Consider the following 26,354-nt stretch of genomic DNA (forward strand, 5'->3'; position numbering starts at 1 on the left):
AGGACTGTTTTCATTTTCAAAACATCCGTAAGACACAACAGGAGTGGAAATACGCAAGCCCTTCGCAGATATAAGCCACGTGCGATCCTGCAACAAAAATAAAGTTTGGAAAAGCGCTTGACTTGGAGTGTACTCCAGGTGTTAGGGTATTGTTAAAACAGGATGAAAGAGGGTTGCACATGGACTTAACTGAATCTGCAAAAGCGTATTACGAAAAGATGTTTCCCGGTTGTTCCTTTCCTTTTCAGGTGACAGATCCGGAATTTATCGAACGGTTCGGCAACTTTGCCTTTGATGAAGTGGTAAACAGCGACCATATGGACGGCAGAACCCGCTTTCTCGCTATTCTGGCCTCATTGCTTGGGTGCCAGGGCATCGAGGTGTTTCAGGCTCTGCTGCCCGCGGCGTTGCATTTTGGCGTCACCCCGGTGGAAATCAAAGAGACCGTCTATCAGGCGGCGGCCTATCTGGGAATCGGCCGGGTGTTCCCCTTTTTGGAGGCGGTCAATGCGGCATTGGAGGCCGAAGGAATCCCGCTACCTCTGGAAGATCAGGCGACCACGACCATGGAGACCCGTTTAGATGCGGGTATTCAGGCTCAGGTGGATCTCTTTGGCGAGGGAATGCGGGAATTCTGGAATTCCGGCCCGGAAGAAAGCCGCCACATCAACCGCTGGCTGGCCGCCAACTGCTTCGGCGACTACTACACCCGCCGAGGGCTGGACCACAGGCGGCGGGAACTCATTACATTCTGCTTCCTGGCCGCCCAAGGCGGGTGTGAACCCCAGCTTGTCAGCCACGCCGCGGCCAATCTGCGGCTTGGAAATGATAAGGTGTTCTTGATCCGGACCATTTCCCAATGCCTGCCCTACATAGGCTATCCGCGCAGTCTCAACGCCCTGCGGTGTGTGCAGGAAGCCGCAGCAAAGAAGGATTGACAGGGATACACGGCGCCCGACTGATCTCCGGTGTTTTTAATAGCTGACTACAAAAGCTGGCGGCGTTGGGTTTCCCGCCGATTTTCCAGCGGAATTCCAACCGCAAAACAGGGGGATCATGCGATTGAAATATAGCGTTCCACGGACTTTTAAACCTCCGGATCCAGGGAGCCAAATTTCCGCATCTTCCGCTGTTCTATTGCCATTTTCATCACCTTCTGCTATACTTTTCTATAAAGTTCTATGAATACCTAATAAAAGAACGGAAAGCGTAGCTGATATAGATGAAAAAGTGGTTGAAGCGCCTGTCGCCAGGTTTTCTGGCGATTTTATTCTGTCTTATCAGTATTTTTGCCCTGATGACCATGCTCCACATGCAGGGCAACGCCCGGGTCATCAACTATACCGGAATCGTCCGGGGTGCAACGCAGCAGCTGGTGAAACAGGAAATGAACAGCTTTCCGAACGATATGCTGTTGGCTCACCTGGATGGGATCGTTTCTGAGCTCTCCACCGGCGAAGGGGAAAACGATCTGATCGTTCTTCCTGACAAGACCTATCAAGCGCTGATTCAACAGATGCAGCAGGAATGGAGCGAATTGAAGGTGGAGATCGGCCGGGTGCGGGAGGGCCAGTCCTCCCGGCAGCTGTACGAATTAAGCGAATCGTATTTCGATCTGGCAAACCGGGCCGTGTCGGCGGCGGAGCGGTATTCAGAAATGTGCGTTACCCATTCCATCGGCGTGCTGTTGTGTCTCAACGGTGGGTTTATCATCTTGTTTATTCTGCTCCGGGTGAGCGAGTCACGGCAGAAAAAGGCCAAAATGGCCCTGGACCTGGCGGAAAACGCAAGCCGGGCGAAAAGCGAGTTTCTCTCCCGAATCTCCCATGAGATTCGCACCCCCATGAACGGCATCACGGGCATGACGGCAATCGCCCGGCGGTTTGTGGACGACCCGGAAAAAATGACGGATTGCCTGAACAAAATTGATCTTTCCGCAAGCTACCTGCTGTCTTTACTGAACGATGTGCTGGATATGTCCAAGATTGAGAGCGGAAAGATTCAATTGGATGAACAGCCCTTCGATTTGACAGAGCTGCTCAATCGCATCCAGGGAATGTTTTGGCAAAAAGCAGAGGACGGCGGCGTCATACTAAGTATGCGCTGCGAGGAACTGTCCGTTCCCCAGGTAATCGGAGACAATCTTCGCATCAGTCAAGTGCTGATCAATCTGGTGTCCAACGCCATGAAATTTACACCGCCGGGGGGCAGCGTAACGCTGGAAGCACGGCAGACCGCAGCGGACGAAAAAACGGTCAGCCTGGAATTTACGGTTACTGATACCGGCATCGGCATCAGTGAAGCATTTCAACAGCGCATCTTCGATCCATTTGAGCAGGCGCAGCCCGCCACGGCGCGTCAATACGGCGGAACGGGCCTGGGGCTTGCGATCAGCAGCAGCTTCGTAAAGCTCATGGGAGGAACCATCACTGTACACAGCAAACCGGGGGAAGGCACACAGTTTGTTGTCTCCCTGACACTCCGGCGGAGTTTTGCCGGCACTGCCGCCGGGCCGCAGACCGGCAAGGACGGGACCGTCTGCGACCTCACGGGTGTTCGTATTCTTCTGGCGGAAGATAACGCCATCAATGCGGAAATTGCCACACTGCTTCTGGAGGATGTGGGCGCCAGAGTGGACCACGCCGGGAATGGCAAAGCCACCGTTGATCTATTTTCCGTGTCGCCCGCGGGAACCTTTTCCGCCATTCTTATGGACGTACAGATGCCTGTGATGGACGGACTGAAGGCCACCCTTGCGATCCGCGCCCTGAATCATCCGGACGCCGGGCGGATTCCCATTATTGGCCTGTCTGCCAATGCATTTCAGGAAGACATGAAAAAGGCGCGGGAACACGGAATGAACGCCTATTTAGCCAAGCCGCTGGACCCAACCCGCCTGTATCAGACACTGGAACAGGTCATGATCAGGGAATAATGGAAACCGCAAAGACGGACGGGAGGATACGGCATGGCCAAAAAGAAGGCCCGCAACACGCGGGGCAAAATCATCAGCGCGGCGTGGAGTTTATTTTACGAACAGGGGTACGAGGGAACCACGGTGGAAGAAATCATTGAGCTGTCCCACACCTCAAAAGGCTCCTTCTACCATTATTTTGACGGGAAAGACGCTCTTCTCAGCACATTGAGCGATCTGTTCGACGAAAAATACGAGGCCTTACAGGAATCTATGGACCCCTGTATGCCCGCCATGGAAAAGCTGCTGTTTCTCAATGCAGAGCTGTTCGGCATGATTGAAAACAGCGTATCCACAGAGCTCTTGGCGCGGCTGCTCTCCACCCAGTTGGTCACCAATGGGGAACGGCACCTGCTGGACCACAAGCGCATCTATTACCGCCTTCTGCGGCGAATCATTTCCGACGGGCAGGCAGCTGGCGAACTGAACACCCGGCGCAATGTAAACGAGATGGTCAAGCTGTACGCCCTGAGTGAACGGGCGCTGATGTACGATTGGTGCCTTTGCGGCGGGGAATATGCCCTGCGCGATTATGCGTCCCGGGTCTTCCCGTCCTTTTTGAGCAGCTTTTTACCCGGCACACCGGAACAAAGCGCTGCCTGGTAGTTTCGTCCGGCCTTCCATTCGGAAACCGTCCGGCTGTGTTATTCGCAACGCCAGCCCTTCTTCGCGTTATTTCTTCTTTTTTATCGGACTTGTTTTGTCAATCCGATCAATTATCGTCTACTCTTAAACCCTCATTAAATCTGAGAAATTTTGATATATTTATAAACAAAGTACAGACTATGGTCTGTACTTTGTTCTGTATTGTGGTCTGTTTTTCGTCGTGTTAAGATAATAACACGTATGGCTCCGCCGGTTTCCTGTGCGGCATGGCTCCGGCGGACAAAATTGGAGGGAGAACAAATGACCACAGCACAATTCTGCATCATCGCCACAATTGTTGTCTATCTGTTGGCGATGATCTACGTCGGCTTCTATTTCAGCCGAAAGGGCGGCAGCTCGTCGTCCAACGAATTTTATCTGGGCGGGCGGCGGCTCGGCCCCATCGTCACCGCCATGAGCGCGGAGGCCTCGGATATGAGCAGCTGGCTGCTTATGGGTTTGCCGGGTCTGGCCTATCTATGCGGCATCGCTGAACCCGCTTGGACCGCCATTGGACTCGCGGTGGGCACCTATCTCAACTGGCTGATCGTAGCGAAACGCTTACGCCGCTATTCGACGCGGCTGGACGCCATCACCATCCCCGACTTCTTCTCGCGGCGCTACCGGGACAACCGCCATGTGCTTTCCTGCATCGCGGCGGTGGTCGTCCTCACCTTTTTCATCCCCTACACCGCCTCCGGGTTCAAGGCGGTGGGCACCCTGTTCAACAGCCTGTTCGGCGTGGATTATCATGTGGCGATGATTGTAGGCGCGGTCATCATCATCGGCTATACCGTCATGGGCGGCTTCTTGGCCGTGTCCACCACCGACCTGATCCAGAGCATCGTGATGACCGTCGCTCTGGTCGTCATCGTCTTCTTCGGCATCCAGCAGGCAGGCGGCTGGAACACCGTGGTACAGAACGCCAGCAGCCTGCCGGGCTATCTCAACCTGACGCAGGGCCACAACATGGCCGCGGGGGAAGCCTCCACCTACAGCGGGCTGAGCATTGTCTCCACTTTGGCCTGGGGTCTCGGCTACTTCGGTATGCCTCACATCCTGCTGCGCTTTATGGCCATCAAGGACGAAAACAAGGTGCGTGTTTCCCGCCGCATCGCCTCCGTCTGGGTGGTGATCTCCATGTTCATCGCCATTCTGATCGGCGTCATCGGATACAGTGTGTCCCTGAACGGGAAAATTCCCATGTTCGCCTCCACCTCGGAATCTGAAACGGTGATCATCCAGCTGTCCGGCCTTTTGAGCCAGAACGGCATTTTCCTGGCCCTGGTGGCCGGCGTGGTACTGGCCGGTATCCTGGCCTGCACCATGTCCACCGCCGATTCCCAGTTGCTGACCGCCGCGTCGAGCGTATCACAGGACCTGTTACAGGACTTTTTCAAGATTAAAATGAGCACAAAGGCCTCCCTGCTGGCGGCGCGCGGCACGGTCATCGCCATCGCGCTGGTCGCAGTGTTTCTCGCATGGGACCCCAACAGCTCCGTATTTACCATCGTGTCCTTTGCCTGGGCGGGTTTTGGCGCCGCCTTCGGCCCGGTGATGCTCTTCGCGCTGTTTTGGAAGCGGAGCAACAAGTGGGGCGCGCTGGCCGGGATGCTTTCCGGCGGCGTGATGGTCTTTGTGTGGAAATACCTCGTCCGTCCTTTGGGCGGCGCGTGGGATATTTATGAGCTGCTGCCCGCTTTTATCGTCGCAAGCATTGCGATCGTCGCGGTTTCGCTGCTCACCGCGCCTCCTGGTAAGGAAATCTGCGAGGAATTTGCCGCGATCAAGGAAGGGTAATCATTCTAAATACGTCATGTTATGCTACTAGGATGCAATCCGAAAAGCCGCGGCCGCTGCTTCCATTCTGTTTCATAAACAAAGCCGTCGTATTCCAAGGGAAAAGGCCATTGGAATACGGCGGCTTTTTATATACGGATTTCCACGCGTGGGCGCGCAGGAAAGTCCCGTCCAATCGATTGGATCAGCACCGATTGCACCCGGGGCCGCTCCATGGGAGCGCAATAATGCTCCACGCATAGATCTGCGGCGGGATGCTGTTGGTCATCACACCGTTGTACCGGATACTGACCACATTGCCCCGGCGGAACCAGCGCGCATTGGGCGTGATCACAACGACCTGCTGACGAGTTGCAAAATCCCATACGAGCAGACGGTCCCACTGTACCCCAATCACAAACGCATGCATTGTCATACCTAACCACCTCCTGTCATTCTACAGAATATGCCGGAAAGCGGTGGACGGGACCTCCTATAGAGATACTGACTGAGGTGTCGAATCCGCTCCGCATGGCAACGGAATGGGATTTCCCCTCTCGGTGGGTTTCTTTTTTCATGAAAAACGTTTAAAATAATACCAGAAATTCTATTTGTCCGCTATGCAGACAGATTGCCATATTAAGGAGGCAACTGCGTGATCGTGTTGATCGGCGGCGAAAGCCGCACCGGAAAAACTCTGCTGTCCCAGCGGCTGTTGGAACGGGTTCATTATCCCTGCACCAGCTTGGATCATCTGAAAATGGGTCTGATCCGCGGATGGCCGGACTGCGGATTCACTGCAAACGACGCGGATGACGTGATTTCCCAAGCGCTCTGGGGCATCCTAAAGGGGATGATCGACACCTGCCGGGAAAACAAACAAAACCTGATCCTGGAAGGCTGTTATTTACCGCCGGAAAGGGTCTGCAAATTGTCCGGCCGCGATATCATCGCTCTGTATCTGGGTTTTTCATCCGGCTACATCCGGACCCATTTTGATGATATACGCCGGTACGAAAACGTCGTTGAACAGCGCCTGTCCTCCGAACAACAGGAGGTCGAGGATTATATAACCGCGCACCGGGCGCTTCGGGCGCGCTGCATCGCCTGCGGACTGCCATATTTCTCCATACAGGAAAACTACGTGTTGGAAACAGATACTGTTTTACAATGGATTACAAAACAAATCGGAGGCCATGATGAAACTGGAAATCTACTTTGATTATCTGTGCGAATACTGTGAGATGGGCTGGCGCCACTGGCGCGAGCTGCTGCCCGGCTATCCGCTGATCACCCCTGTCTGGCGCCCCTGCGAGGCGCATCCCAGAGCCAGCGAGCCGTATTACGGGCGCCACAGCGACCTGGCCATTCAGGGAATGCTGCTGCTTCAGGAACAGGGCGGAGACGTCGCAGCATACAACGACCTGATTTTTCAGGCGGCCTGGCACGGCGGAAAAAACATCGAAGATCCCGCGCTTCTGGCCCATTACGGCGCGATGTGCGGCGTGTCCGAGCCCGTTTTTTACGAGGCGGTCCGCGGGGGCCGCTATCAGGCGGCACTGGAAGCGGCCAACCATCACGCCTGGGGCAGGCTGGGGGTTCCAGCGGTGCCCAGCTACCTTGCGGAAAATGGCCGCCGGTTGGACGCCCGGCTGGGTATCGGCGTCCCCAAAGCACAGTTCAAACAGTTTTTGGAGGAACTCTCGCGGACAAACGGCACTTAACCCCCGTTTCATACCAGCTTTTTCAAGTTAGGAGGATGCATTTGAACGGACAAAACCGGGACGACGTCAAAATCGGCGCGAAGGTCAGCGTCGTGTGCAAGGCCGATCAGCGGACCGGCAAACGGACCGAGGGCATCGTGGCACGGCTCCTGACAAAGAGCCGCTTTCACCCGCACGGCATCAAGGTCCTGCTGGAGGACGGACAGGTCGGACGCGTGCAGGAAATTCTTGAATAAATGTGCGCGGGGCGCATAGAGACTAAATGAAGAACACGCCGCAAAATGAAAGTGTGATGGCAACTCGTACAAGGAGATCGCTTTCAATATAAGAAAACGCCTTTGAAAATGGCCTGTTGATTCACGGCCAGATTCAAGGGCGTTTTTGTTTATTTCTCCTTAGAGCTATTTTTCAATGTGACTTAATCCTCAGCGAAAGCTGGGGAAGTAAGAAAAGCCCTGAAAACAACTCACTATCTCACATTAGTAATATTACTCGTTCCCACTCACTCTTCTCAGAAAGAGGATCTCCGGTCGGGACGCTCGCTAGAGGCTAACGCCTCGCTCGACGCTTTAAACGACCATCGCCGTTTTCAGAAGTGTAGAACAACCTATTTTAAGAATTGTCCACAAGGTAAAACCGGTTTCCGCCGCTTTTAGAAACGTAGAAAGACCTATTTTAAGCATGATTTGCAAGGTGAAAATGTTCCTCGCCGGAGGCGCGTTCCGACTGGAAGTCCGCGTTCCGACCGGAGGCCCGCAAAAGACGTTGCATATCCCGCTCCTTGCGAGGAGCGGCCAAAGGCTCTGCCTTTGGAAACCGCCGCTTTTCAGAAAAGCGGATAAACACCGTTCAGTAATAACCCGCCAAAGAAACAAAATAGGACTATCCTTATTTTTATAACCGAGTCTGCGCGTCTGTCTGAAAACGGAACACTCAGTCCTTGACCGCGAAGCAAAGCTTTGTCATATGGTCGTACCGCTCGCCCTTTTTCAGCACCGGGGACGGGAAGTTGGTGCAGCGCAGCGCATTCGGAAAATACTGTGTTTCCAGGCAGAGGCCCATGTTTTTCTCGTAGGCGACGCCCGATTTTCCCACCGGGCCGTCCAGCACGTTTCCGCTATAGAACTGCACACCGGGCATCGTGGTGGAAATGGTCATTGCAATGCCCGTATCCGGCGCGTACAGTACCGCCGCGGTATTCTCCTTCTCCACGCCGTCCAGAATAAAATTGTGGTCGTATCCCAGGCCGTTTTTCAGCTGCACACAGTCCGCGTGGATGTCGCGGCCCACCTCCTTGGGCTGGCGGAAGTCGAACGGCGTGCTGTCCACCTCCAGAATTTTTCCGGTCGGCAGGCAGTGTTCATCGTTCTCCGTAAACCGCGCGGCGGGAATTTGCAGCACATGATGCAGAATGGTGCCTTTTCCCTCTCCACTGAGGTTGAAATAACAGTGGTTGGTCAGGTTGACCACGGTATCCGCATCGGTTTCCGCCTCATAGCGGAGGATCAATTCGTTGTCGTCCGTGAGCTGGTAGGACATGCTGACATCCAGATTCCCCGGATAGCCCTCCTCCCCATCGGGAGAGCGGCGTCCAAACACCAGCCGCCCGTCCTCTACGGTGTATTCCCATACCCGCTTGTCAAAGCCGCGCAGGCCGCCGTGCAGATGGTTTGGGCCGTTATTGACCGCCAGACGGTATTCCTTTCCGTTCAGGACAAACACGCCCTTTTCAATACGGTTGGCGTGGCGGCCAACCACCGCGCCCAGATAGCCGTCGTTTTTCTCGTACTCCGCCAGCGTGCGGTAACCCAGGCAGATATCCGTTAGCCTGCCTTCGCGGTCCGGAACCAGAATGGACGTAATGGTACAGCCGTAGTTCATCAAAGTGACGGACGCGCCGGCATTGTTTTCCAGCCGGAACTGGAACACTTCTTTTCCGTCCTCCGTCACGCCAAAGGGTTCTTTGGTTATCTTCATAACAGTCTCTCCTTTTTGTCTCTGCTGCCGTTGCGGCAATCAATATTTTCTGCTGCGTATGTAATCCTTCGCATTTTCTTCTGTAAAAACTTTTTCATCCGTAATGATGCGCAGAGGCAATTCCTTGCCCGCCATCAGGTCGGTGATGGCCTTCATCAGCTGCGGCCCCAGCAGCGGGCTGCACTCCACGACGCAGTTCAGCCTACCGTCCACCAGCGCCTGGAACGCCGTGCGCGCACCGTCCACGGAAATCAGCTTCACGTCCTTGCCCGGCTGAATGCCGTGCTCCTCCAGTGCGTCCGCCGCGCCCAGCGCCATATCGTCATTGTGGGAGAAAATCGCGTCAATGTCCCACTCGTGCTTCGCCAGATACTCCTCGATCACCTTGCGGCCGCCCTCGTAGGTATAGTCGCCGCAGCCGAAATAGACGATGTTACAGCCCGGGTACTCCTTGAGCACCTCGCGGAAGCCCTGGCTGCGGTCCTCCGTCGGAGACGCGCCGAGCGTCCCCTCCAACTCCATAATGCGCAGAGAGCTTTGAGGCGTTTCCAGCGTGCCGCCCAGCCAGCGCATGGCGCGCCGCCCCTCTTCGATGAAGTCCGCGCCGATAAACGTCATATACATATTGTCGTCTTTGGTTGTGACGCGCCGGTCGGACAGCAGCACCGGAATCCCCGCGTCGCGCGCCTCCGCCAGCACCTCGTCCCAGCCGCTGTCCACAACGGGGCTGATCACGATAACGTCCACATCCATTTTGATAAACCGGCGGATGGCTTCAATCTGCCGGCCCTGATCCTGGTCCGCGTCCTCATACAGCAGGCTGACGCCGAAATCGCGGGCCGCCTTTTTAATCGACTCCGTGTTGGCCAGACGCCAGGCGCTCTCCGTGCCGACCTGGGCATACCCGACGGTAATCGCCCTTTTCGTCGCCTCCGGAACCTGGTTCAGGCTGGCTTCGTAATCGTCCGCGTTCTCCTTGGTGATGTTGTGGCTGCGCAGGATAACCTGCTTGGGCACGCCGCTGACGTTGTTGAGGATTTCCAGCGCATACTGCACCGCCTCGCGCCCGCCGGTCGGGCAGGTGATCGTCTCGTCAATCATCCCGCGGCGCACCAGATTCACGCCGTCGTCCTCGCCGGTGAAGCCGTCCACTCCTACGATGCGGATATGGTCGTATCCCAGCTGTTTGACCGCATTGTATGCGCCCAGCGCCATATAGTCGTTGTGAGCAAAGATCACATCGATGCCGCGGAGCCGCGTACCGAAGGCCTTGACGATGTCCTCCGCCGAATCGCGCGATTCGCTGACCACCGCCACATGCTCCACCTGGATATCGCCTTCTCCGGAAATCACACTGCTGAAGCCCTCGCTGCGGTCGATGCTCGCCTGGGAGGCCGAGCTGCCGCACAGCTCCAGTACCGAGCCGCTTTTGCCGTTCATCATGCGCAGTGCGGCTTCCCCCGCCTGCTTGCCAATGGTCTTGTTATCCGGCCCGATAAAGAGGGAATAGTCAAAACCTTCCACCACGCGGTCCAGCACGATGACCGGGATCGACTGGTTGTACACATTGCTGACCACCGGTGTGATTTTCTTAACGTCGCACGGCGAGACAATCATGAGGTCGATGCCGTAATCCAGCAGACGCTGGATATCCGTCATCTGTTTGGCGCTGTCGTCCGTCGCGTCTGTAAAGACAAGACGGACATTGGGGTACTTTGCGGCCTCATCCTGTATTTCCCGGGTAAGGACCAGCCGCCACGGTTCACGCATGTTCGCCTGCGATACACCGATTACATAGTCGATCTTATCCGGTTCCTGACGCGCCGCGCATGCCGAAAACATGGAAAACAGCAGTGCGACGGTCAGCAGGCAGATCCCGCCGCCTTTCCAGATGCGGCGGCGGTGCCTGACCAAACTTTCTTTCATTGACTCCATTCGTCCGCTGAGCTTCATTTTTTCTGCAGCCCTTTCTTATATTCCATGGGAGAAACGCCCAGCACCTTCTTAAATGCGCTGCTGAAATAATGCTGGCTGGAATAGCCCACCCGCTCCGCAATTTCATACATTTTGAGGTCCTCGTCCGCCAGCAGCTCGATCGCCTTGCGGATGCGCACCCGTGTGATATAGTCCATGAACGTGATACCCGTGCTCTGCCGGAACACGCGGCTGAGATGCTGCGGCGACACGTGCGTATAGTCCGCCGCGTCGGTCAGGGAAAATGCCTCCATCGAGAAATTTTCCTCTATGTAATGCTTGACGTCCCGCACCAGCTGCGGCGTCTCCAGCAGCGCCCGCATCTCATCCATGGCCGCCTCATATGCGCCGGGCAGGTCCGAGAACTCCCCCGCGCCCTTGTGCGCAATCGCCACATCCACAGGCAGATACTGCTGTAACAGGCGCGACAGCCGTTCGCCGGCCGCGAGCCATTCCTCCCGCGGCGTACAGGCGGTAATCAGCACCAGGTCGCCGCCCGCATTGCGGCAGGCGGAAACGGGCTGGAACGATTGAAACACTTCCTCCGCGATATTTTCCGCGGCGTAGAACAGCAGGTCGTCGTCCCACTCACCGCCGATCTCCGCGTTGTCCTTGTCCTCCAGATGGATCAGCGTGACACCAAAGTCCTTTGGAAGTTCCAGGCTCAGCGCGGCAATGCGTTCCTCGACCTCCGTCTCGCTGAAATGGCCGCCCAGCCATCCCTCCAGAAATTCCGCGATCAGCGCCGGGCGGTTTTTCTCCACCAGTACCCGCGCCCATTCCAGGTATTTCACCTGCTTCTTGCGCCGGCCCAGCTGCTCCTTGGCGCGGTCCACCGCGTCGTAAAAGGTATTCTCCATGATGGGCTTGAGCAGATAGTCAAACACGCCCAGACGCAAAGCCTTCTGGGCGTACTTGAAATCGTCGTACCCGGTGATCACGATGATCACCGCATTTTTCAAAATTCCTTCCAGCTTTTCAATGAACTCCAAACCGTTTAAAAACGGCATGTTGATGTCCACGAACAACAGGTCCGGCAGGTGCTCCGCCGCAAGCTCCAGCGCCATTTCGCCGTCCTCCGCCTGCGCGACCACCTCGATTTCCGGGTCCTTTTTCAAAAAATATGCAATTCCCCGGCGAATGATGTCCTCATCGTCCGCAATCAGCGCCTTATACAACTCCCATCACTCCTCATCAAAATCTTTCACTTCTTTATCCCTGGGAAGCGTAATCGTCACGCATGTTCCCTCGCCCAATTGGCTTTCCACGCGGACGCCGTACTGTTCCCCATAACAGAGCTGGATGCGTTCCCGGATGTAGAACATGCCGAAGCTGGTCTTCTCGTCCAGCTCCGAATGCTCGCTCATCCGGCGGTTGAGTTCCTCCACTTTCTCCTGCGGCATGCCCGCACCGTTGTCACGGATGGTCAGGATCATGCTTTTTCCCCGCGCCTCCCCGCTGACATAGACGGTACCGCCGCCGCGTTTTGCTTTAATGCCGTGATAAATGGCGTTTTCCACCAGAGGCTGCAGGATCAATTTGGGGACTTTATACGGGTACAGGGATTCTTCCACATGGATTTCATAATTAAGCCGGTCCTTATAACGGATTTTCTGGATGTATAAGTAGTTGGAAACGTGCGTGATCTCCTCCTGCACGGTGATGATGTCGTTGCCGTGGCTCAGGCCGATGCGGAACATATTGGTCAGGGCGTCCACCAGCTTGACGATATCCTCCGCCTCATAGTCGCGGGCCATCCAGCTGATGGTGTCCAGGGTATTGTAAAGAAAATGCGGTTTGATCTGTTCCTGCAGCGATTTCATTTCCGCCAGGCGCTTGTTTTTCTGCTCCACGTAGACCATGTGAATCAGATTGTCGATCTGCTCGATCATATGGTTGAAGCTCCACCCCAGCGCGCCGATCTCGTCATTGTAGGGGCTGTCGAACCGGACGCTGAGGTCGCCGGACTCCGCGCGCTTCATCAGCTGCTTCAGGCGCAGGATCGGCTGGGTCATCGTGCGGCCCATATGGAACGACACGGTAACGATTAAAATCAGCGAGATGATAATACTCGCAATTAAAATATATATGATGGTATTGACGCCGGCCATCACCTCGTCCATGGAAAAGACGCCCACCGTGCGCCAGCCGGTATAGCCGGACAGCTCGCTGCGGATCTGGTAGCTGCCGCCCTGGATCCGGGCGTTGACCGGCATGTTTCCGTCCCGCAGCCACTGCGGATTGACGCGGTATACAACGTCGTTGACCGGCGTATAGACGATGTTGTCGTTCTCGTCCGTGACAAACACAAACCCTTTTTCTCCAATGGTCGCGCCCTTGATCGACTTCTGGATGATATCGTGCCGGATATCGAACAGAACCACACCCAGCACTTCCCCGGTATGCGGGTCCTGCACCGCCTTTGCCAGGGAGAACACGTCGTCGACGCTGTAGCTGCGGTTGGTCACGATGTTCCGCCCGGTGACGACGCTGATCAGCTGGATTTCGTCGGGCGCCCCGGCCGCCTGCCGGTACCAGGATTCCTCCTCGAATGGATCGCGGGAAATGCGGGACATGCCGGTACTGACGTACATATCGTTTTTGGACGCGACCAGAATCCCCGCTACCTCGTGATGGGACCCCGCAATGTTTTCCAGGATCGCGCGAATTTTCGCGGATTCTGTTTGCCAATCCGCATCCAGATCGGACCGCATATGGAACAGCGGGGAATCCTTCAGGTCCATCTGGATATAGTTGGCCATCTTTTCAATGGTTCCCACATAGACATCCATGGAATTGCTGACTTGATGGATCATCTGCGCCGTATGCTCAACAGCGGTCTTCTGCGCCTGGTTCAGGAACACCGAGCCGCTGACAATGGAGAAGATAATAAAGGGAATGAGCGCTATAAAGATATTGGACATGGTCATTCTGCTGCGCAGGCCCACGTTTCGGAAGATTTGCTTGAATTTTCGCACCACATTCACCTCATTTAACTGAATCGCACAAATATACTATTTCTTATTATATAATACTAGCAAGATTTTCGCAATTGTTTAGCAATTGTTAGAATTTTCCTTGGAAAAAAGCAAAAAAGCAGGGATGCTCTCCGGGCGTTCAGAACGCCCGGACGCAGAGCAATTGGCCCCACGACCGAAACGCAAAGCATTCCGGGAGCATCCCCATTCGTCTTTGGAGGACTTGTACACAATATGTTTTTCCGCTTTTCTGAAAAGCGGGACCTGCGGTCAGCCCGCGCCTATGGCGAGGACCGCTTTTGCCTTGCAGGTAATCACTAAAACGCGTTTTCCCGCTTTTCTGAAAATCGGGACCTGCGGTCAGCCCGCGCCTATGGCGAGGATCGCTTTTACCTTGCAGGTAATCGCTAAAACGCGTTTTCCCACTTTTCTAAAAAGCGGCGGTTTCCAAAGGCAGGGCCTTTGGTCGCTCCTCGCAAGGAGCGAAACGCTCTTTCTGAGAAGAGCGAGTGGGAACGAGTGATATGGTTGTTTATGAGGCATTCAGCTGCCTCTGAGGCCTTTTGTTCCCCGGCTTTCGCCGGGGAATGTACGTCGCTTTGAAAAGCGACAGCAAAGACTGTTTACTTTAAAAAAGTAAAACAAATTTTATGAAAACAATTTTGTGCATTGCGGAAGCAATGGGGCTTCTTTACTCTTGGAAAGCAAAAGAAGCTTTGTTGCTTAAGCAACATATTTAAAAAACTTTATGACATCACGTTTATAGTTGCATTGTTGTTTAATCAACATGCACTTTATGGTTTTTATAAACCGATGGCAAACTAATTGCACATGCAATATTTATTGCTTATTCGCTTTTGAAAAAGCGGGAGAAAACCACTGGTTTGTCCTCGCGCCGGACGGGCGGTACCTTTCCGTCTTGTCGGAAAGGTACCAAAGACCGCGAAAGGGGGACGCGAGAGTGGGCTCCGGGGTACTTCGACTCACGCCCCCCTTTCAACCTCCGGTATCCCCATGGGGATGCTTTGCCAAAGGTCGGCTGAGCGTTTTCTTTGGTTTTCAGCTTTTTGTTTTGGCCTTCTGCATTTGTCAGTTGGACTTTATCATTCTACTTGAGAGCGTTATTTGGTGGAACCTCTGCGTTTTTTTATAGCATTCAACCTCATGGGAAAGTCACCGTAGGTGCGAAAGACGTTGCACGTCCCGTCGCGGGTATCCGTGGGATTGTGCTTGAGTAAGCGTCCGCCCGCGCCGTCCCGACCGGAGGTCTCGTGCGTGCAGGTTCAACCTGCTCAGCCTGCTGCCTTGAGTTTTTCCGCGCGGATGGCGATGAGGCGCTGAATGATGATAAAGACGCAGAGCAGGCCCGCGATGGTCACCTTGGTCCACCAGGTATTCAGGTTCTGATAGGTAACAATCGTCTGGATCACACCCTGGATCAATACGCCGACTGTGGTACCGATCACGTTGCCGACGCCGCCGGTCAGCAGCGTGCCGCCGATGACAGCGGAGGAAATCGCGTCAAGCTCCAGGCCGACGTTTTGGAGGGAGTTGCCCGCCAGGGTGTAAAAGCTGAACACTACACCGGCAAGCGCCGCACAAAAGCTGCTGATTGCGTAAACGGAAACCTTGGTGCGTGCCACCGGCAGTCCCATCAGGACCGCGGACTGCTCATTGCCGCCCACCGCATAGACAGTACGGCCGAATTTGGTCAGCTTAAGGACAAACAGCGCGACAATCAAAACCGCGACTGCGATAAAGACATAGAAGTAGATTCTGCCGCCCAGAAACGTGATTTTGGAGAGTGCCATTGTCTTGTAAAACTCGTTGGTAATCGGGATGGACTCCGTGCTGATGACCGCACACATGCCGCGCATGAAGAACTGGCCCGCCAGCGTCACGATAAACGGCTGCAGTTTGTAGTAATGGATCATGAAACCCATCAGTGCGCCGAACGCCAATCCGATCAACAAAACCAGCGGGATCACCACAAACGGCGGCACGCCCATGCGCAGCAGGAACGCCGAAAACACGCAGGTGAACGCGATGGTGGATGCAATGGAAATATCAATGCCGCCGGTCAACAGTACAAACGTGATGCCGATGGATGCAATGATCAGATACCCATTGTCGTTCAACAGGTTGAACAGGGTTGAAAAGGAAAAGAAATTATCGTACGCGACGGAAGCCGCGCCAAACAGGACGATAAAGAGCACAACTGTGATCAACAGAGAGATATTCTTAATAGAAAATTTCTTCTTGGCTTTCTGTCCATTCATGCCTGCTTCACCGCCTTCCGGAAATTCAGTTTCTTCGCAATGGACTCCTTAAACGCCTTGGACTGGAACAGGCAGATCACAACAACGATGATGGATTTGACCACCTGGGTGATCTCCGGCGCGACGCCCATTGCATACACGGACGTGGTGATACTCTGAATGATCAGCGCGCCAAACAGGCTGGCCGGGATGGAGAAGCGGCCGCCGTTGAGGGACGTGCCGCCGATGGCGACCGCGAGGATCGCGTCCATCTCAATAAACAGGCCCGCGTTGTTGCAGTCCGCACCCTTAATGCCCGCACTCTCTATCAGGCCGGCGACTGCCGCCATCATGCCGCAGAAGGTGTAAACCATCCATTTGATGCGGTCCACGTTGATGCCCGCGAAATGGCTGGAGATCGGATTGACACCCGTGGACTCCAGAAACAGGCCAAACGCGGTCTTCTTGATGAACAGCATCACCAGCAGCACGACAAACGCCACGATGAACAGCGGGAACGGCAGTCCCAAGATATATCCGCCGTTGATGAAATAATACGCATCGGAATTTACTGTAACAATTTTACCATTGGTAATAAGCTGTGCGATGCCGCGCCCGGCAACCATCAGGATCATGGTCGCCACGATGGGCTGGATTTTGATCTTGGACACCAGCAGGCCGTTCCACGCGCCCGCCACGATGCCCGCGAGGATTGCCACAAGGATGGCAACCGCCACATTTCCGCCGCCTGCCACGATGGTGCATGCGACTGCGCCGCTGATCGCCATGACGGAGCCGACGGAAATATCCGTTCCGCCCGTCGCAAGGACCATGGTCATACCGGTCGCCAGCAGCATCAGCTTGCTGCCGTTGCGCAGGATATCGATGATTCTGCTGTACAAATGGCCATCCACAATTCTCATTTCAAAGAACGAGCCGCCCGAGACAATCCCGTTGACCAGCAGGATCAACAGAAAAATGACGATGGGCCAGAATACCTGATATTTCGACAGCTTTTTAAGCCGGTTCATTCTCCGCACCTCCCGCTATATAATGCATGATCGCCGCTTCGGAAATCTCCTGTCCGTTCAGCTCCGCGACCTTTTTCTTATCCCTGAGAACAATCATGCGGCCGCAGCAACGCAGCATCTCGTCGATTTCCGAAGAAATGAAGATGACCGCCATGCCCTGTTCCGCAAGCTGGACCACCAGTTTCTGGATTTCCGCCTTGGTACCGATGTCGATACCGCGGGTCGGTTCGTCCAGCATCAGCAGATCCGGGTTCGTCGCCAGCCAGCGGGCCAGGATGACCTTCTGCTGGTTGCCGCCGGACAGGTTCCGGATGAGCTGGTCCGCCGACGGGGTCTTGATTTCCAGCTTTTCGATGTATTCGTCCGCGATCTTCTGCGCATCCGCGCGGGAAATTGCCTTGAACATGCCGCGCTTGGCCTGCAATGCCAGAATGATATTTTCCCGAATGCTCAGGTCGCCCACGATGCCTTCCGTTTTCCGGTTTTCCGGGCAGAAGGCAAACCCGCTGCGGATTGCCGCCAGGGTTCCTTTGTTGTGCAGTTTATGTCCCTTGAGGTTCATTTCGCCGCCGGACATATGGTCCACACCGAAGATCAGGCGGACGATTTCAGAACGGCCGGAGCCCAGCAGGCCTGAAAGGCCCAAGACATCGCCCTTGTGGATATCCAGGCTGATGCCCTCTATGCTGCCCGCACTGGTCGCATCCTTGAGGGAGAGCAGCGCCTCGCCGGTCGCTTTGACACTCTTTTCGCTGATAAACCGCTGGTTCAGGTCCCCGTACTCCTTGCCGATCATTTTGGCGACCAGCTGTACACGCGGCAGATCGGCGGTCGTATAGGTACCCACATAGGTGCCGTTGCGCAGCACGGTGATCGTATCCGTCACCTCGTAAACCTGATCGAGGAAGTGGGTGACAAAGACGACGCCCAGGCCCTGTTTTTTCAGCATCCGCATGATGTCGAACAGCTTCTCCACTTCTACGGTGGACAAACTGGAGGTCGGTTCATCCAGGATCAGAACCTTTGCATCGATGTCCACCGCACGCGCGATGGCCACCATCTGCTGAACCGCGACGGAATAGTTATCCAGATTCTTTGTCACGTCGATATGTAAGTCAAACCGGGCAAGCAGCTCCTTGCTTTTCTGGTTGATGGTTTTCCAGTCGATGCGGCCGCCCTTTTTGGGCTCGCGGCCGATATAGACATTTTCCGCAACTGAAAGATTCGGACACAGGTTGACTTCCTGATACACGGTGCTGATGCCCACGTTTTGCGCTTCCTGCGGCGTGCGGGGGGAAATCTCCTCGCCGTCCATCAAAATGGTGCCGCCGTTCCGTTCCTCAACGCCCGTGAGGACCTTAATCAGCGTGGATTTTCCCGCGCCGTTCTCTCCCAGCAGGGCGTGTATTTCCCCGCGCTGTAATGTAAACTGCACGTCGTTGAGCGCAACGACGCCGGGGAAGGTTTTTGATATATGCGACATTTGAATTAATGCCGTTTCGCCACTCATGGCAGACCCTCCTTTAAGATTGCAAAATCCGCCTCCGTCTCAGTCGGCGGGGCGGATTTTACAGAGTCGGTAAAACTTACCTGTTATATGGAATGAAGAAGAAAGAAAGTGAAGGAGTAATCAATTTAATGGGATCTTATGATTAATATACGCGGGTCTTGATATCTTCCGCGGCAGTATCCTGACGATAGATGCCCTCTTCGGATTTTACCCACTTCTCAACGGCTTCGCCGTCCTTGAGCTTCTGGCAGGTCTCGAAGAAGATCGGTCCCAGCAGCGGGTTGCACTCAACGGTGACGTTCGCTTCGCCGGCAACCATCGCCTCAAAGATGCCCTTGACGCCATCGCAGGAAACAGTTACCACATCGGTGCCCGGCTTGAGGCCCGCTTCTTTAATGGCCTCGATTGCACCGAGAACCATGTCGTCATTATGTCCATAAACGCCCTTGATATCGGCGCCGTAGGTCTTCAGGAAGGATTCCATGACTTCTTTGCCCTTTGCACGGGTGAAATCGCCGGTCTGGGATGCGATGATTTCAATGTCCGGATACTCTGCGGCCATCTGATCCTCAAAGCCCTTTTTGCGGTCGTTTGCCGCGGAAGCGCCAACGGTGCCTTCCAGCTGTACGATCTTACCCTTGTTGCCGAGCAGCTTTGCCATTTCGTCCGCTGCGTTTTTGCCCTCTTCAATGAAGTCGGAGCCGATAAATGTTGCATAGAGGTCTTCCGGAACGTCTGCCATACGGTCTACCAGGACGATCGGGATTCCTGCGTCCTTCGCCTCGGTGAAAACCGCATCCCAGCCGGTCTCAACAACCGGAGCCAGGCCGATGACGTCAACGTCCATATCGATAAAGGATTTGATTGCTTTGATCTGGTTTTCCTGTTTTGCCTGTGCATCTGCAAACTTGAAGTCGATGGTATCCACATTCTGGCCTGCATAGAACTGGATGGAAGCGGTTTCCGCGTCACGCCAGCCGGATTCCTGTCCGATCTGTGCGAAGCCGACCTTCAGCTTGCCGTCGTCGGTCTCTTTGTCGCCGCCGTTGTCCGGTGTAGGATTGTTCTCAACCGGTGCGGATGAGGGATCATTGGTTGTTGGTGCGGCGGGCTCGTTGCCGCAGCCTGTAAACGCTGCACCCAGCATCAGTACGGAAAGCATTGCCGCGACGATTCTTCTTGTTGTCTTCATAAAATTTGTCCTCCTTAAACGAAATCCTCTTTATTTTCGGTTCAGGCGTTCTCTCGATCCGCCTTAGGGCCGTTCCCCTTTCGATGTCTATATTCTACTGCGCGCGGCAGGTAAAGTCTTTACGATAACAAAACCTGAATTTACGATTTTTTAGCACGCTTAAAAAGAGGATTCGGTGAAAAAAGGCGCCAAAAAGCGCGGCACACCGCTGTACGCCGCGCTTTTTTCCATGTTTTCCAGTTTGAACCCAAAAATCGTGTCAGGAACCTCAGCGGCTTCCTATTCATTTAAAAACACGAGTCTTTTCTTCCTATCCCCGGCCGCCGCCCCATGCAAACCGGGACGGTACGTTTGTTTTTCCAGCACAATCGGGGAAACAGATGGACGTAAATGATACCCGCTCCATTGAAATGGGGCCAAACCAGCCCGTCCATTCCACAGAATTTTAATAAACCTGTGCGATATGACACATCTTACCTTGTTTTGTCAACCCTGTTTTGATTTAAAATTGACTTTCTAACGGTTTCGTTTTAGACTATTATATAAGTATTTTTAACAAAGGGATCGACCGATGGGATTCTGACGGCGATTCGGTAACCATCCGTTACCGTGAAAGACAACTGTTCCGTATCCTTTTCTATTTCATTGGTTGGGAATACGATAGAACCGCAAGGGGGACATAAACGATGTCAGAAGAATCTCATGGATTTTGCACGCGGGAAGCCTGGACGGAGTGGCTTACAGACTACAACGCGATTATTTCTGAACTGAACGAACGCAGCTATGCATTGGTGCAAAGCGAACTACCCGCGGATGAGTGGATTGCCCTTTATCAGCACAATTCCGCGCAAATCCGGGAAGCATACTGCCGCAACGAACAAATGCTGGACCGGCATATCCGCTGGTTTACCCGCACGCCCGGCAGGTGGACAAGGGAAATCGCGGATCCGTTGCTGGCTGCTCTGTTCCGTTATATCACCCGTATACAGGATCTGGGCGCCGCCCATGAAATTGCGGAATCCCTGCTGGACTTTTACGCGCCCCTGTGGGACGAGCCCTCGCGGATGAAATGCTACCTGGTGCGTGCCTTCTGCCTGGCATTCCTGGACCCCATCCATCTGTTGGACGAGGTCGACGCCGACTGCACCCGTGCCAGAGAAATTTACGAGCGGCACTTTTTCAATCTGACGCCGGAGGACCGGAGCATGGGATTATCCATCTATGATCTCCTGTTTGACCATATGCGGACCCTGCTCAAACTGGGCCGGGCCACCGCAGAGGGATTGGATCGAATGATCGAGTGCCATGACGCCGCCGTCCGCGCCACGGAAGTCGTTATAGCGGAAGACCAGGGCTATGAATTCAATACCATTTTGCCCGACTTTGATCACTATCTGGGATTTGCGGCCCTATGCCTTTCACCGGAAGACTGCACCCCGGACCAGGCGAACGCCATCTATCAGGCGGCGGAACGCCGGTACCGTTCCTGTAAAACGGAACCTGGGCACTCGGAATTCTACCGGGTCAGAATTGAACTGGTCTATGGGATGGCCCAACGCCTTGTGGGACTGTGCAGCGATCAAGCCGTATTGGAACGCATCCGCACCTATATGGGCAGCTACGCCCAATCTCTATTTGACAGCGGTACATTCAGCCAGCACGCAATAGAGGCGGTTGAAGCCATTCAGCTTTCCATTGAGACGCTGACCCGCGGCGGTAAGTATGAGCCGGCGCTTTACCGCACCGTGCAGTCGTTTTTTATCCGGTATTTTTCCACGCGTCCATATACCTCTTTGGCCGACTACATCTGCGCTTCTTATAATTACTGCTACATCCTCACGGTGCTCTCCCATCAAACCGACCGACAGGAGCTGCTTCGATCCCTGTTAAAGCTGACCATGTTCCGGCAGGTCCAGACCGCCATGCATTCCATCATGGTGGCGGAGCTGGCCGGAGAGATTGTGGATACCCTTGTCCGCCGCAAACCGGAACTGCTGGTGGGACTGCCGGGCGCCAGTTCGGCGGCAGAGGTCCAGGCGCACGCACAGGAGTATCACCGTTACCTCTATTGCGGGGCACTGCTCCACGACGTCGGCAAATTGGTCTGTTCCAGCGTCATTAACGCGCAGTGCCACAGGCTGGGCGACCTGGAGTTCCGGGTCCTTAAAATGCATCCCATCACCGGCAGGGAGATGCTTGATCATCTGCCCGCACTGACGGTATTCCGGGATATCGCCTTCGGCCACCACAAGAGCTTTGACGGCTCCGGCGGCTACCCGGCAGAATACAGCCGTACCACCTCCCCGCAGAAAATCTTTATCGATATCATTACCGTCTGCGACAGCCTGGATGCCGCCACCGATAACCTGGGACGCAACTATGCCGCCGCCAAGGACTTCTCCACTGTGATGGACGAGCTGCGCGGCGGACGGGGGACGCGCTACTCCGGGGATATCGTCGACCTCATCGACCATGACGTGAGCCTGCAAGCCCGGCTGCGCCATCTTTTAGAGGAAGGCCGGCGTGAGGTCTATTACACCGTACACAAAACCATTTTAGAAGAATCTACCGGCCAACACAGTCCAAACACCCATACATGGCAGTTCGATCTGAATCTGCCCGCCTCCATTGACTGAGCCGCAAGAGCCGCATACAGCGCCGGTACAAGCCCTATGCGTAAAACGAAAGGCGGTATTATGCAACCATTACTTTTGACAAGCCCTGCGTTCTCTGAAGGCGGGTGGATTCCATTGGACCACACTGCCCGGGGCAAAAACCTTTCCCCCGCATTGCGGCTGAGCGGCCTGGACAAAAGGGCTGTCTCTCTTGCCGTTACGATGGATGACGCGTCCCATCCGATTTTTCCCAATTATAACCACTGGGTACTATGGAACGTCCCGGCCCGGGAGGCGCTCCCAGCTGCAATCCCCGCCGGTAAAACGGTTCCCACGCTGTCGGGCGCGGTTCAAGGCATCGCATATGGGAGGAACCGGTATAAAGGCCCAAAACCGCCGTTCAAAGCCGTCCACTCGTACACCTTTACCGTTTATGTGCTGGACTGTACCGTTTCTCTGCCGCCGCACTGCAAACGAAAGGACCTGTTGGCGGAAATGGAAGGGCATATCCTGCAAAAAGCGACGCTGACCGGAAAATTCCAGAGCGGCAGGCGGGAATGAATGATTTGATTTAAAACATCGTTATACATAAAAACAGGCGTATTCTCTCATGAAAGACAGAACACGCCTGTTTTTTATGTGTAAAAATGATTCATAACCTTTTCTAATCAATTGCAGTGGGACTTCCTGGGGGGATCCCGGTCATTTTAAAATCATACCCATTCTGTAAAGCGAAAAAACAAAGCAGAGCGATTAAGACAGCCGTAACCAATATGATAAGGATTGTCCATTGCAAATATTTATCTTTCATTTTCAATTACCCTGTTTTCATACCTTCCGCGCCTTCCGCGCGGAGACAATCAGCATCATCGGGCGGCGCATTTCATCCTTCATGCCTTCGATATGGAACATATGCGCCGGCGGCTGCGGCTCCACGATGCGCTGGATCGCAAACCCATTGGTCAGCAGGCCGTCCAGATAGGTGGTCAAGGTCTTGTGGTACTTGGTCACCTTTTCGCCCAGGAACGTCGCCTCGCGCTTCCCCTCATAAAAGTAGTTGTCCACGGGGAAATGCAGGATCGCGCCGGTTTCATCGTAATACCAGTCCTGTGTTCCGTAGGCGGTGAAGACCGGGTGCTCCGCCGAGAAGACGAATACGCCGCCCGGCGCAAGGCACGAATTTACCTTCTTTGCGACCGCGTCAAACGACGGGACATAGTGCAGGGCCAAGGAGCTGACAACGATGTCAAAGCTGTTTTCCGGATAGTCGATATCCTCAATCGGCATACACTGATAGCGCACCTGCGGAAATTGGGTCTTTTCCCGGGCAACTTCGAGCATCTTTTCCGACAGGTCGATGCCTGTGACGGAAGACGCGCCGTGCTCCGCCGCGTAGATGCAGTGCCAGCCGTAGCCGCAGCCGAGGTCCAGCACGCGCTTCCCGGCAAAGTCGGGCAGCAGCTTTTGCAGTGTCTCCCACTCGCCCGCGCCCTCTAATCCCTGCTGGGAACGGCTCATCTGGCTGTATTTTTCAAAGAATACCGGGTCGTCATATTTATTTTCTTTCATATGGGATTCTCCCTTCTTGTTCTACCATGTTCCAAAGTCGTTGCAGCGAACGGGTCTGATATTGGTTTCGATTCACCACAATGGTCAGGCTGTTCGTCAGGCACAGATCGGAAACCTCGATTTTTTGCATGCTTCCCCGTTCTATTTCCGGGGCAACAAGAATTTCCGGGAGGACGGCGATCCCAAGCCCTGCCTTTGCCGCCTCGATCAGCGGCTGGGAATCCACGCTGACCCACTGGGCAGACGCCTGATAGCCCGCCAGCGTCACCGCGGACTCAAACACCTCGCGGACCGCGCTTCCCCGCTCGCGCAGCAGCAGCGTTTCCTGCAACAGCTGTTCCAGCGTGCACACGGGGGAGCAATACCCCGGTGCGGCCACCGCCCACAGGGCATAGGAGGAAAACTGTTTGGCGATAAACTGGCCCTGCGCAATGTTCCCTTCGATAAACGCGGCATCCACCTTCCGCTGTTTAAGCAGCTCCAGCGCCTCGGACGCCCGGTTCACCTGCACACGGACGGGGACCTCCGGGCATTCCCGCCGAAACCTTTGCAGAATTGGGAGCAGCCAGGCCTGCGCGATGGTGATGCAGGAGGCGATCCGAAGCGGGGCCTCCTGCTCCAGGTGCTGGATTCGGGATTCCATCCGCTCAAATTCCTCCAGTATGGGGGTGACCTCTTGCAGCAGCCGTTCCCCGCTGGGCGTCAGCCGGACGCTCTTATGCAGCCGCTCAAAGAGCTTGGTTTCGGCCGCCTCTTCCAGTTCCTTGATGGCATGGGAAACCGCCGATTGCGTCAGGAACAGCCGCTCCGCCGCCTTTGTAAAGTTCCGCGTCGCCGCGACCTCCCGAAAAATGACATAATACCGTATCTGCATACTGCCCCTCTTATCATGAATTCTGTTCATGCCTGTCATCCTATTTTAGCATTTCACAAATGGCAAAGCAACCGGTATAATGGATTTACATCAATGGAAAGGAAGATTGTATGAAAAAACCCCGGCTTTACCTGTGGCTTTGCGGTGTAAACCTGCTGATCAGCGCCTTTACATTCGGCGGCGGATATGTCGTTGTGCCGATGATCAAAAAATATTATGTGACGCAAAAACACCTTTTCACCGAACCCGAATTGATGGAAATGGCGGCAATCGCGCAGTCGTCCCCCGGCGCGATTGCAATCAACCTGAGTATTCTGGCGGGAAAACGGGCCGCGGGCACAATGGGCGTGCTGATCAGCGGCGTCTGCTCGCTGATCCCGCCCATCATCATCCTGAGTTTTGTGTCCCAGTGGTACGCGGCGTTTTCCGCCAATCCGTACCTGGCGGCGGTTTTAAAGGGCATGCAGGCCTGTGTCGCCGCGATGATGGCAGACCTGATTCTGAACATGTACCAGGCGATCCTAAAGGAAAAATCCGCACTGCTGTGTTTTCTCGCGCCCGCCGCTTTTATCGCCTGCTTTTTCCTCAATATCAACGTGATCCTGATCCTGCTCGCCAGCAGCCTGATGTGCCTGCTGACGCTGTTTTGGAAGCTGCGCTTCGGAAAGGAGGAGCCTGCCGCGTGATCATACAGCTCATCTTTACCTTTCTGAAAATCGGCATGTTCAGCATCGGCGGAGGCTATGCGATCATCCCCCTGATTCAGGAACAGGTGGTTACCCAGCAGGGCTGGATCGGTGAAAAAGTCTTCACGGACATCATCACGATTTCCCAAATGACGCCCGGCCCGCTGGCGGTCAACACCTCCACCTTTGTAGGCATTCAGATTGCGGGCATCCCGGGGGCGATTGCGGCCACGTGCAGCTGCGTGATCTCCGGCGTGCTGATTTCCATTCTGCTTTATGAGTTTTTTAAAAAATACAAAAGCTCGCAGTATATTTTCCGCATTCTCAACGGGCTGAAGGCTTCTTCGCTGGGGCTGATCATGGCGGCGGGCCTGACCATCCTGCTGCTGACCTTCTTCGGCGCCTCCGACTACCACGACGTCAACCTTTGGAATGTAGACCTGGTCGCCGTCGCACTGTTCTGCGCATCGCTGTTCTGCATGCGGAAATGGAAGACCGGGCCGGTCTGCACGATGCTCGTTTGCGGGGTGGTCGGCCTGTTCGCCTATTCCATCTTTTAAACAAAACA

At 54.8% G+C, this 26,354-nt stretch carries 22 protein-coding genes; 11 read left to right on the forward strand and 11 right to left on the reverse strand.

Annotation, left to right across the window (positions count from 1 at the left end):
- Window positions 1–179: 179 nt before the first annotated feature.
- The 4 genes from BN2106_RS01530 to putP all read left to right on the forward strand — a co-directional run bounded on the left by BN2106_RS01530 (window position 180) and on the right by putP (window position 5,419).
- Complete coding sequence (locus BN2106_RS01530) at window positions 180–938, forward strand: carboxymuconolactone decarboxylase family protein (RefSeq protein ID WP_050696810.1); 759 nt, start codon at window positions 180–182, stop codon at window positions 936–938.
- Between the two features lie 284 nt (window positions 939–1,222).
- Complete coding sequence (locus tag BN2106_RS01535) at window positions 1,223–2,935, forward strand: ATP-binding protein (RefSeq protein WP_050696811.1); 1,713 nt, start codon at window positions 1,223–1,225, stop codon at window positions 2,933–2,935.
- A gap of 33 nt (window positions 2,936–2,968) precedes the next feature.
- A complete protein-coding gene (locus BN2106_RS01540) occupies window positions 2,969–3,580 on the forward strand; it encodes a TetR/AcrR family transcriptional regulator (protein ID WP_050696812.1) in 612 nt (203 codons plus the stop codon).
- Window positions 3,581–3,880: 300 nt separating this feature from the next.
- Entirely contained in the window at window positions 3,881–5,419 is a 1,539-nt protein-coding gene (gene putP, locus BN2106_RS01545; RefSeq protein ID WP_050696813.1) for a sodium/proline symporter PutP, read from the forward strand.
- 184 nt (window positions 5,420–5,603) lie between these two features.
- Here putP and BN2106_RS01550 read toward each other — a convergent pair whose 3' ends face one another.
- The gene (locus BN2106_RS01550; protein WP_050696814.1) at window positions 5,604–5,834 is read right to left on the reverse strand and encodes a hypothetical protein; all 231 of its coding nucleotides are present in this window, start codon (window positions 5,832–5,834) and stop codon (window positions 5,604–5,606) included.
- 219 nt (window positions 5,835–6,053) lie between these two features.
- On the opposite strand from BN2106_RS01550, the gene BN2106_RS01555 reads away from it, so the two are divergent.
- From BN2106_RS01555 to BN2106_RS01565, 3 genes are read left to right on the forward strand one after another with little or no spacing between them, the layout of a single operon-like run.
- Window positions 6,054–6,620, forward strand: coding sequence for a hypothetical protein (locus tag BN2106_RS01555; protein WP_050696815.1), 567 nt, complete (start codon window positions 6,054–6,056; stop codon window positions 6,618–6,620).
- Window positions 6,595–7,122, forward strand: coding sequence for a DsbA family oxidoreductase (locus BN2106_RS01560; RefSeq protein WP_074017368.1), 528 nt, complete (start codon window positions 6,595–6,597; stop codon window positions 7,120–7,122). Before BN2106_RS01555 ends, BN2106_RS01560 begins: the two co-directional genes overlap by 26 nt.
- Window positions 7,123–7,163: 41 nt before the next feature.
- A complete protein-coding gene (locus tag BN2106_RS01565) occupies window positions 7,164–7,358 on the forward strand; it encodes a YwbE family protein (RefSeq protein WP_050696817.1) in 195 nt (64 codons plus the stop codon).
- A gap of 697 nt (window positions 7,359–8,055) precedes the next feature.
- Here the strand turns inward: BN2106_RS01565 and BN2106_RS01570 are convergent.
- The 8 genes from BN2106_RS01570 to BN2106_RS01610 all read right to left on the reverse strand — a co-directional run bounded on the left by BN2106_RS01570 (window position 8,056) and on the right by BN2106_RS01610 (window position 20,042).
- Window positions 8,056–9,099 carry an aldose epimerase family protein gene (locus BN2106_RS01570; RefSeq protein ID WP_050696818.1) on the reverse strand — a complete coding sequence of 348 codons (1,044 nt, stop codon included), beginning with the start codon at window positions 9,097–9,099 and terminating at the stop codon, window positions 8,056–8,058.
- A gap of 39 nt (window positions 9,100–9,138) precedes the next feature.
- Window positions 9,139–11,025 carry a substrate-binding domain-containing protein gene (locus BN2106_RS15485; protein WP_074017369.1) on the reverse strand — a complete coding sequence of 629 codons (1,887 nt, stop codon included), beginning with the start codon at window positions 11,023–11,025 and terminating at the stop codon, window positions 9,139–9,141.
- 23 nt (window positions 11,026–11,048) lie between these two features.
- Window positions 11,049–12,251 (reverse strand): response regulator, encoded by a 1,203-nt coding sequence (locus BN2106_RS01580; RefSeq protein ID WP_050696819.1) that lies wholly within the window; start codon window positions 12,249–12,251, stop codon window positions 11,049–11,051.
- A gap of 6 nt (window positions 12,252–12,257) precedes the next feature.
- Entirely contained in the window at window positions 12,258–14,051 is a 1,794-nt protein-coding gene (locus tag BN2106_RS01585) for a cache domain-containing sensor histidine kinase (protein ID WP_242846226.1), read from the reverse strand.
- Between the two features lie 1,292 nt (window positions 14,052–15,343).
- A complete protein-coding gene (gene yjfF, locus BN2106_RS01595; RefSeq protein WP_050696821.1) occupies window positions 15,344–16,330 on the reverse strand; it encodes a galactofuranose ABC transporter, permease protein YjfF in 987 nt (328 codons plus the stop codon).
- The gene (locus BN2106_RS01600) at window positions 16,327–17,340 is read right to left on the reverse strand and encodes an ABC transporter permease (protein ID WP_050696822.1); all 1,014 of its coding nucleotides are present in this window, start codon (window positions 17,338–17,340) and stop codon (window positions 16,327–16,329) included. The genes yjfF and BN2106_RS01600 overlap by 4 nt, the downstream gene beginning before the upstream one ends.
- Entirely contained in the window at window positions 17,327–18,850 is a 1,524-nt protein-coding gene (locus tag BN2106_RS01605; RefSeq protein ID WP_050696823.1) for a sugar ABC transporter ATP-binding protein, read from the reverse strand. Before BN2106_RS01605 ends, BN2106_RS01600 begins: the two co-directional genes overlap by 14 nt.
- Before the next feature lie 142 nt (window positions 18,851–18,992).
- On the reverse strand, window positions 18,993–20,042 hold the full coding sequence (locus tag BN2106_RS01610; RefSeq protein ID WP_082236312.1) for an ABC transporter substrate-binding protein: 1,050 nt from the start codon (window positions 20,040–20,042) through the stop codon (window positions 18,993–18,995).
- A 686-nt stretch (window positions 20,043–20,728) separates the two neighbouring features.
- On the opposite strand from BN2106_RS01610, the gene BN2106_RS01620 reads away from it, so the two are divergent.
- A complete protein-coding gene (locus tag BN2106_RS01620) occupies window positions 20,729–22,678 on the forward strand; it encodes an HD-GYP domain-containing protein (protein WP_050696825.1) in 1,950 nt (649 codons plus the stop codon).
- Window positions 22,679–22,738: 60 nt separating this feature from the next.
- Complete coding sequence (locus BN2106_RS01625; protein ID WP_050696826.1) at window positions 22,739–23,218, forward strand: YbhB/YbcL family Raf kinase inhibitor-like protein; 480 nt, start codon at window positions 22,739–22,741, stop codon at window positions 23,216–23,218.
- 267 nt (window positions 23,219–23,485) lie between these two features.
- Here the strand turns inward: BN2106_RS01625 and BN2106_RS01630 are convergent, their stop codons facing one another.
- Both BN2106_RS01630 and BN2106_RS01635 read right to left on the reverse strand, forming a co-directional pair.
- Window positions 23,486–24,226 carry a class I SAM-dependent methyltransferase gene (locus BN2106_RS01630; RefSeq protein ID WP_050696827.1) on the reverse strand — a complete coding sequence of 247 codons (741 nt, stop codon included), beginning with the start codon at window positions 24,224–24,226 and terminating at the stop codon, window positions 23,486–23,488.
- Window positions 24,213–25,130, reverse strand: coding sequence for a LysR family transcriptional regulator (locus tag BN2106_RS01635; protein ID WP_207641686.1), 918 nt, complete (start codon window positions 25,128–25,130; stop codon window positions 24,213–24,215). The genes BN2106_RS01630 and BN2106_RS01635 overlap by 14 nt, the downstream gene beginning before the upstream one ends.
- Before the next feature lie 80 nt (window positions 25,131–25,210).
- Here BN2106_RS01635 and BN2106_RS01640 point away from each other — a divergent pair, with 80 nt between their 5' ends.
- Window positions 25,211–25,786 (forward strand): chromate transporter, encoded by a 576-nt coding sequence (locus tag BN2106_RS01640; RefSeq protein ID WP_050696829.1) that lies wholly within the window; start codon window positions 25,211–25,213, stop codon window positions 25,784–25,786.
- On the forward strand, window positions 25,783–26,346 hold the full coding sequence (locus tag BN2106_RS01645) for a chromate transporter (protein WP_278275340.1): 564 nt from the start codon (window positions 25,783–25,785) through the stop codon (window positions 26,344–26,346). The genes BN2106_RS01640 and BN2106_RS01645 overlap by 4 nt, the downstream gene beginning before the upstream one ends.
- The last annotated feature ends 8 nt before the right edge of the window (window positions 26,347–26,354 follow it).

Origin of the sequence: Anaeromassilibacillus senegalensis (assembly GCF_001261775.1) — a bacterium.
Classification (GTDB): domain Bacteria; phylum Bacillota; class Clostridia; order Oscillospirales; family Acutalibacteraceae; genus Anaeromassilibacillus; species Anaeromassilibacillus senegalensis.

Excerpts from the sequence above, each read along its gene's own strand:
- BN2106_RS01530 (WP_050696810.1), top strand. The coding sequence starts at position 180 with ATGGACTTAACTGAATCTGCAAAAGCGTATTACGAAAAGATGTTTCCC.
- BN2106_RS01535 (WP_050696811.1), top strand. The coding sequence starts at position 1,223 with ATGAAAAAGTGGTTGAAGCGCCTGTCGCCAGGTTTTCTGGCGATTTTA.
- BN2106_RS01540 (WP_050696812.1), top strand. The coding sequence starts at position 2,969 with ATGGCCAAAAAGAAGGCCCGCAACACGCGGGGCAAAATCATCAGCGCG.
- putP (WP_050696813.1), top strand. The coding sequence starts at position 3,881 with ATGACCACAGCACAATTCTGCATCATCGCCACAATTGTTGTCTATCTG.
- BN2106_RS01550 (WP_050696814.1), bottom strand. The coding sequence starts at position 5,834 with ATGACAATGCATGCGTTTGTGATTGGGGTACAGTGGGACCGTCTGCTC.
- BN2106_RS01560 (WP_074017368.1), top strand. The coding sequence starts at position 6,595 with ATGATGAAACTGGAAATCTACTTTGATTATCTGTGCGAATACTGTGAG.
- BN2106_RS01570 (WP_050696818.1), bottom strand. The coding sequence starts at position 9,099 with ATGAAGATAACCAAAGAACCCTTTGGCGTGACGGAGGACGGAAAAGAA.
- BN2106_RS15485 (WP_074017369.1), bottom strand. The coding sequence starts at position 11,025 with ATGAAAGAAAGTTTGGTCAGGCACCGCCGCCGCATCTGGAAAGGCGGC.
- yjfF (WP_050696821.1), bottom strand. The coding sequence starts at position 16,330 with ATGAATGGACAGAAAGCCAAGAAGAAATTTTCTATTAAGAATATCTCT.
- BN2106_RS01600 (WP_050696822.1), bottom strand. The coding sequence starts at position 17,340 with ATGAACCGGCTTAAAAAGCTGTCGAAATATCAGGTATTCTGGCCCATC.
- BN2106_RS01605 (WP_050696823.1), bottom strand. The coding sequence starts at position 18,850 with ATGAGTGGCGAAACGGCATTAATTCAAATGTCGCATATATCAAAAACC.
- BN2106_RS01610 (WP_082236312.1), bottom strand. The coding sequence starts at position 20,042 with ATGAAGACAACAAGAAGAATCGTCGCGGCAATGCTTTCCGTACTGATG.
- BN2106_RS01620 (WP_050696825.1), top strand. The coding sequence starts at position 20,729 with ATGTCAGAAGAATCTCATGGATTTTGCACGCGGGAAGCCTGGACGGAG.
- BN2106_RS01625 (WP_050696826.1), top strand. The coding sequence starts at position 22,739 with ATGCAACCATTACTTTTGACAAGCCCTGCGTTCTCTGAAGGCGGGTGG.
- BN2106_RS01630 (WP_050696827.1), bottom strand. The coding sequence starts at position 24,226 with ATGAAAGAAAATAAATATGACGACCCGGTATTCTTTGAAAAATACAGC.
- BN2106_RS01635 (WP_207641686.1), bottom strand. The coding sequence starts at position 25,130 with ATGAACAGAATTCATGATAAGAGGGGCAGTATGCAGATACGGTATTAT.
- BN2106_RS01640 (WP_050696829.1), top strand. The coding sequence starts at position 25,211 with ATGAAAAAACCCCGGCTTTACCTGTGGCTTTGCGGTGTAAACCTGCTG.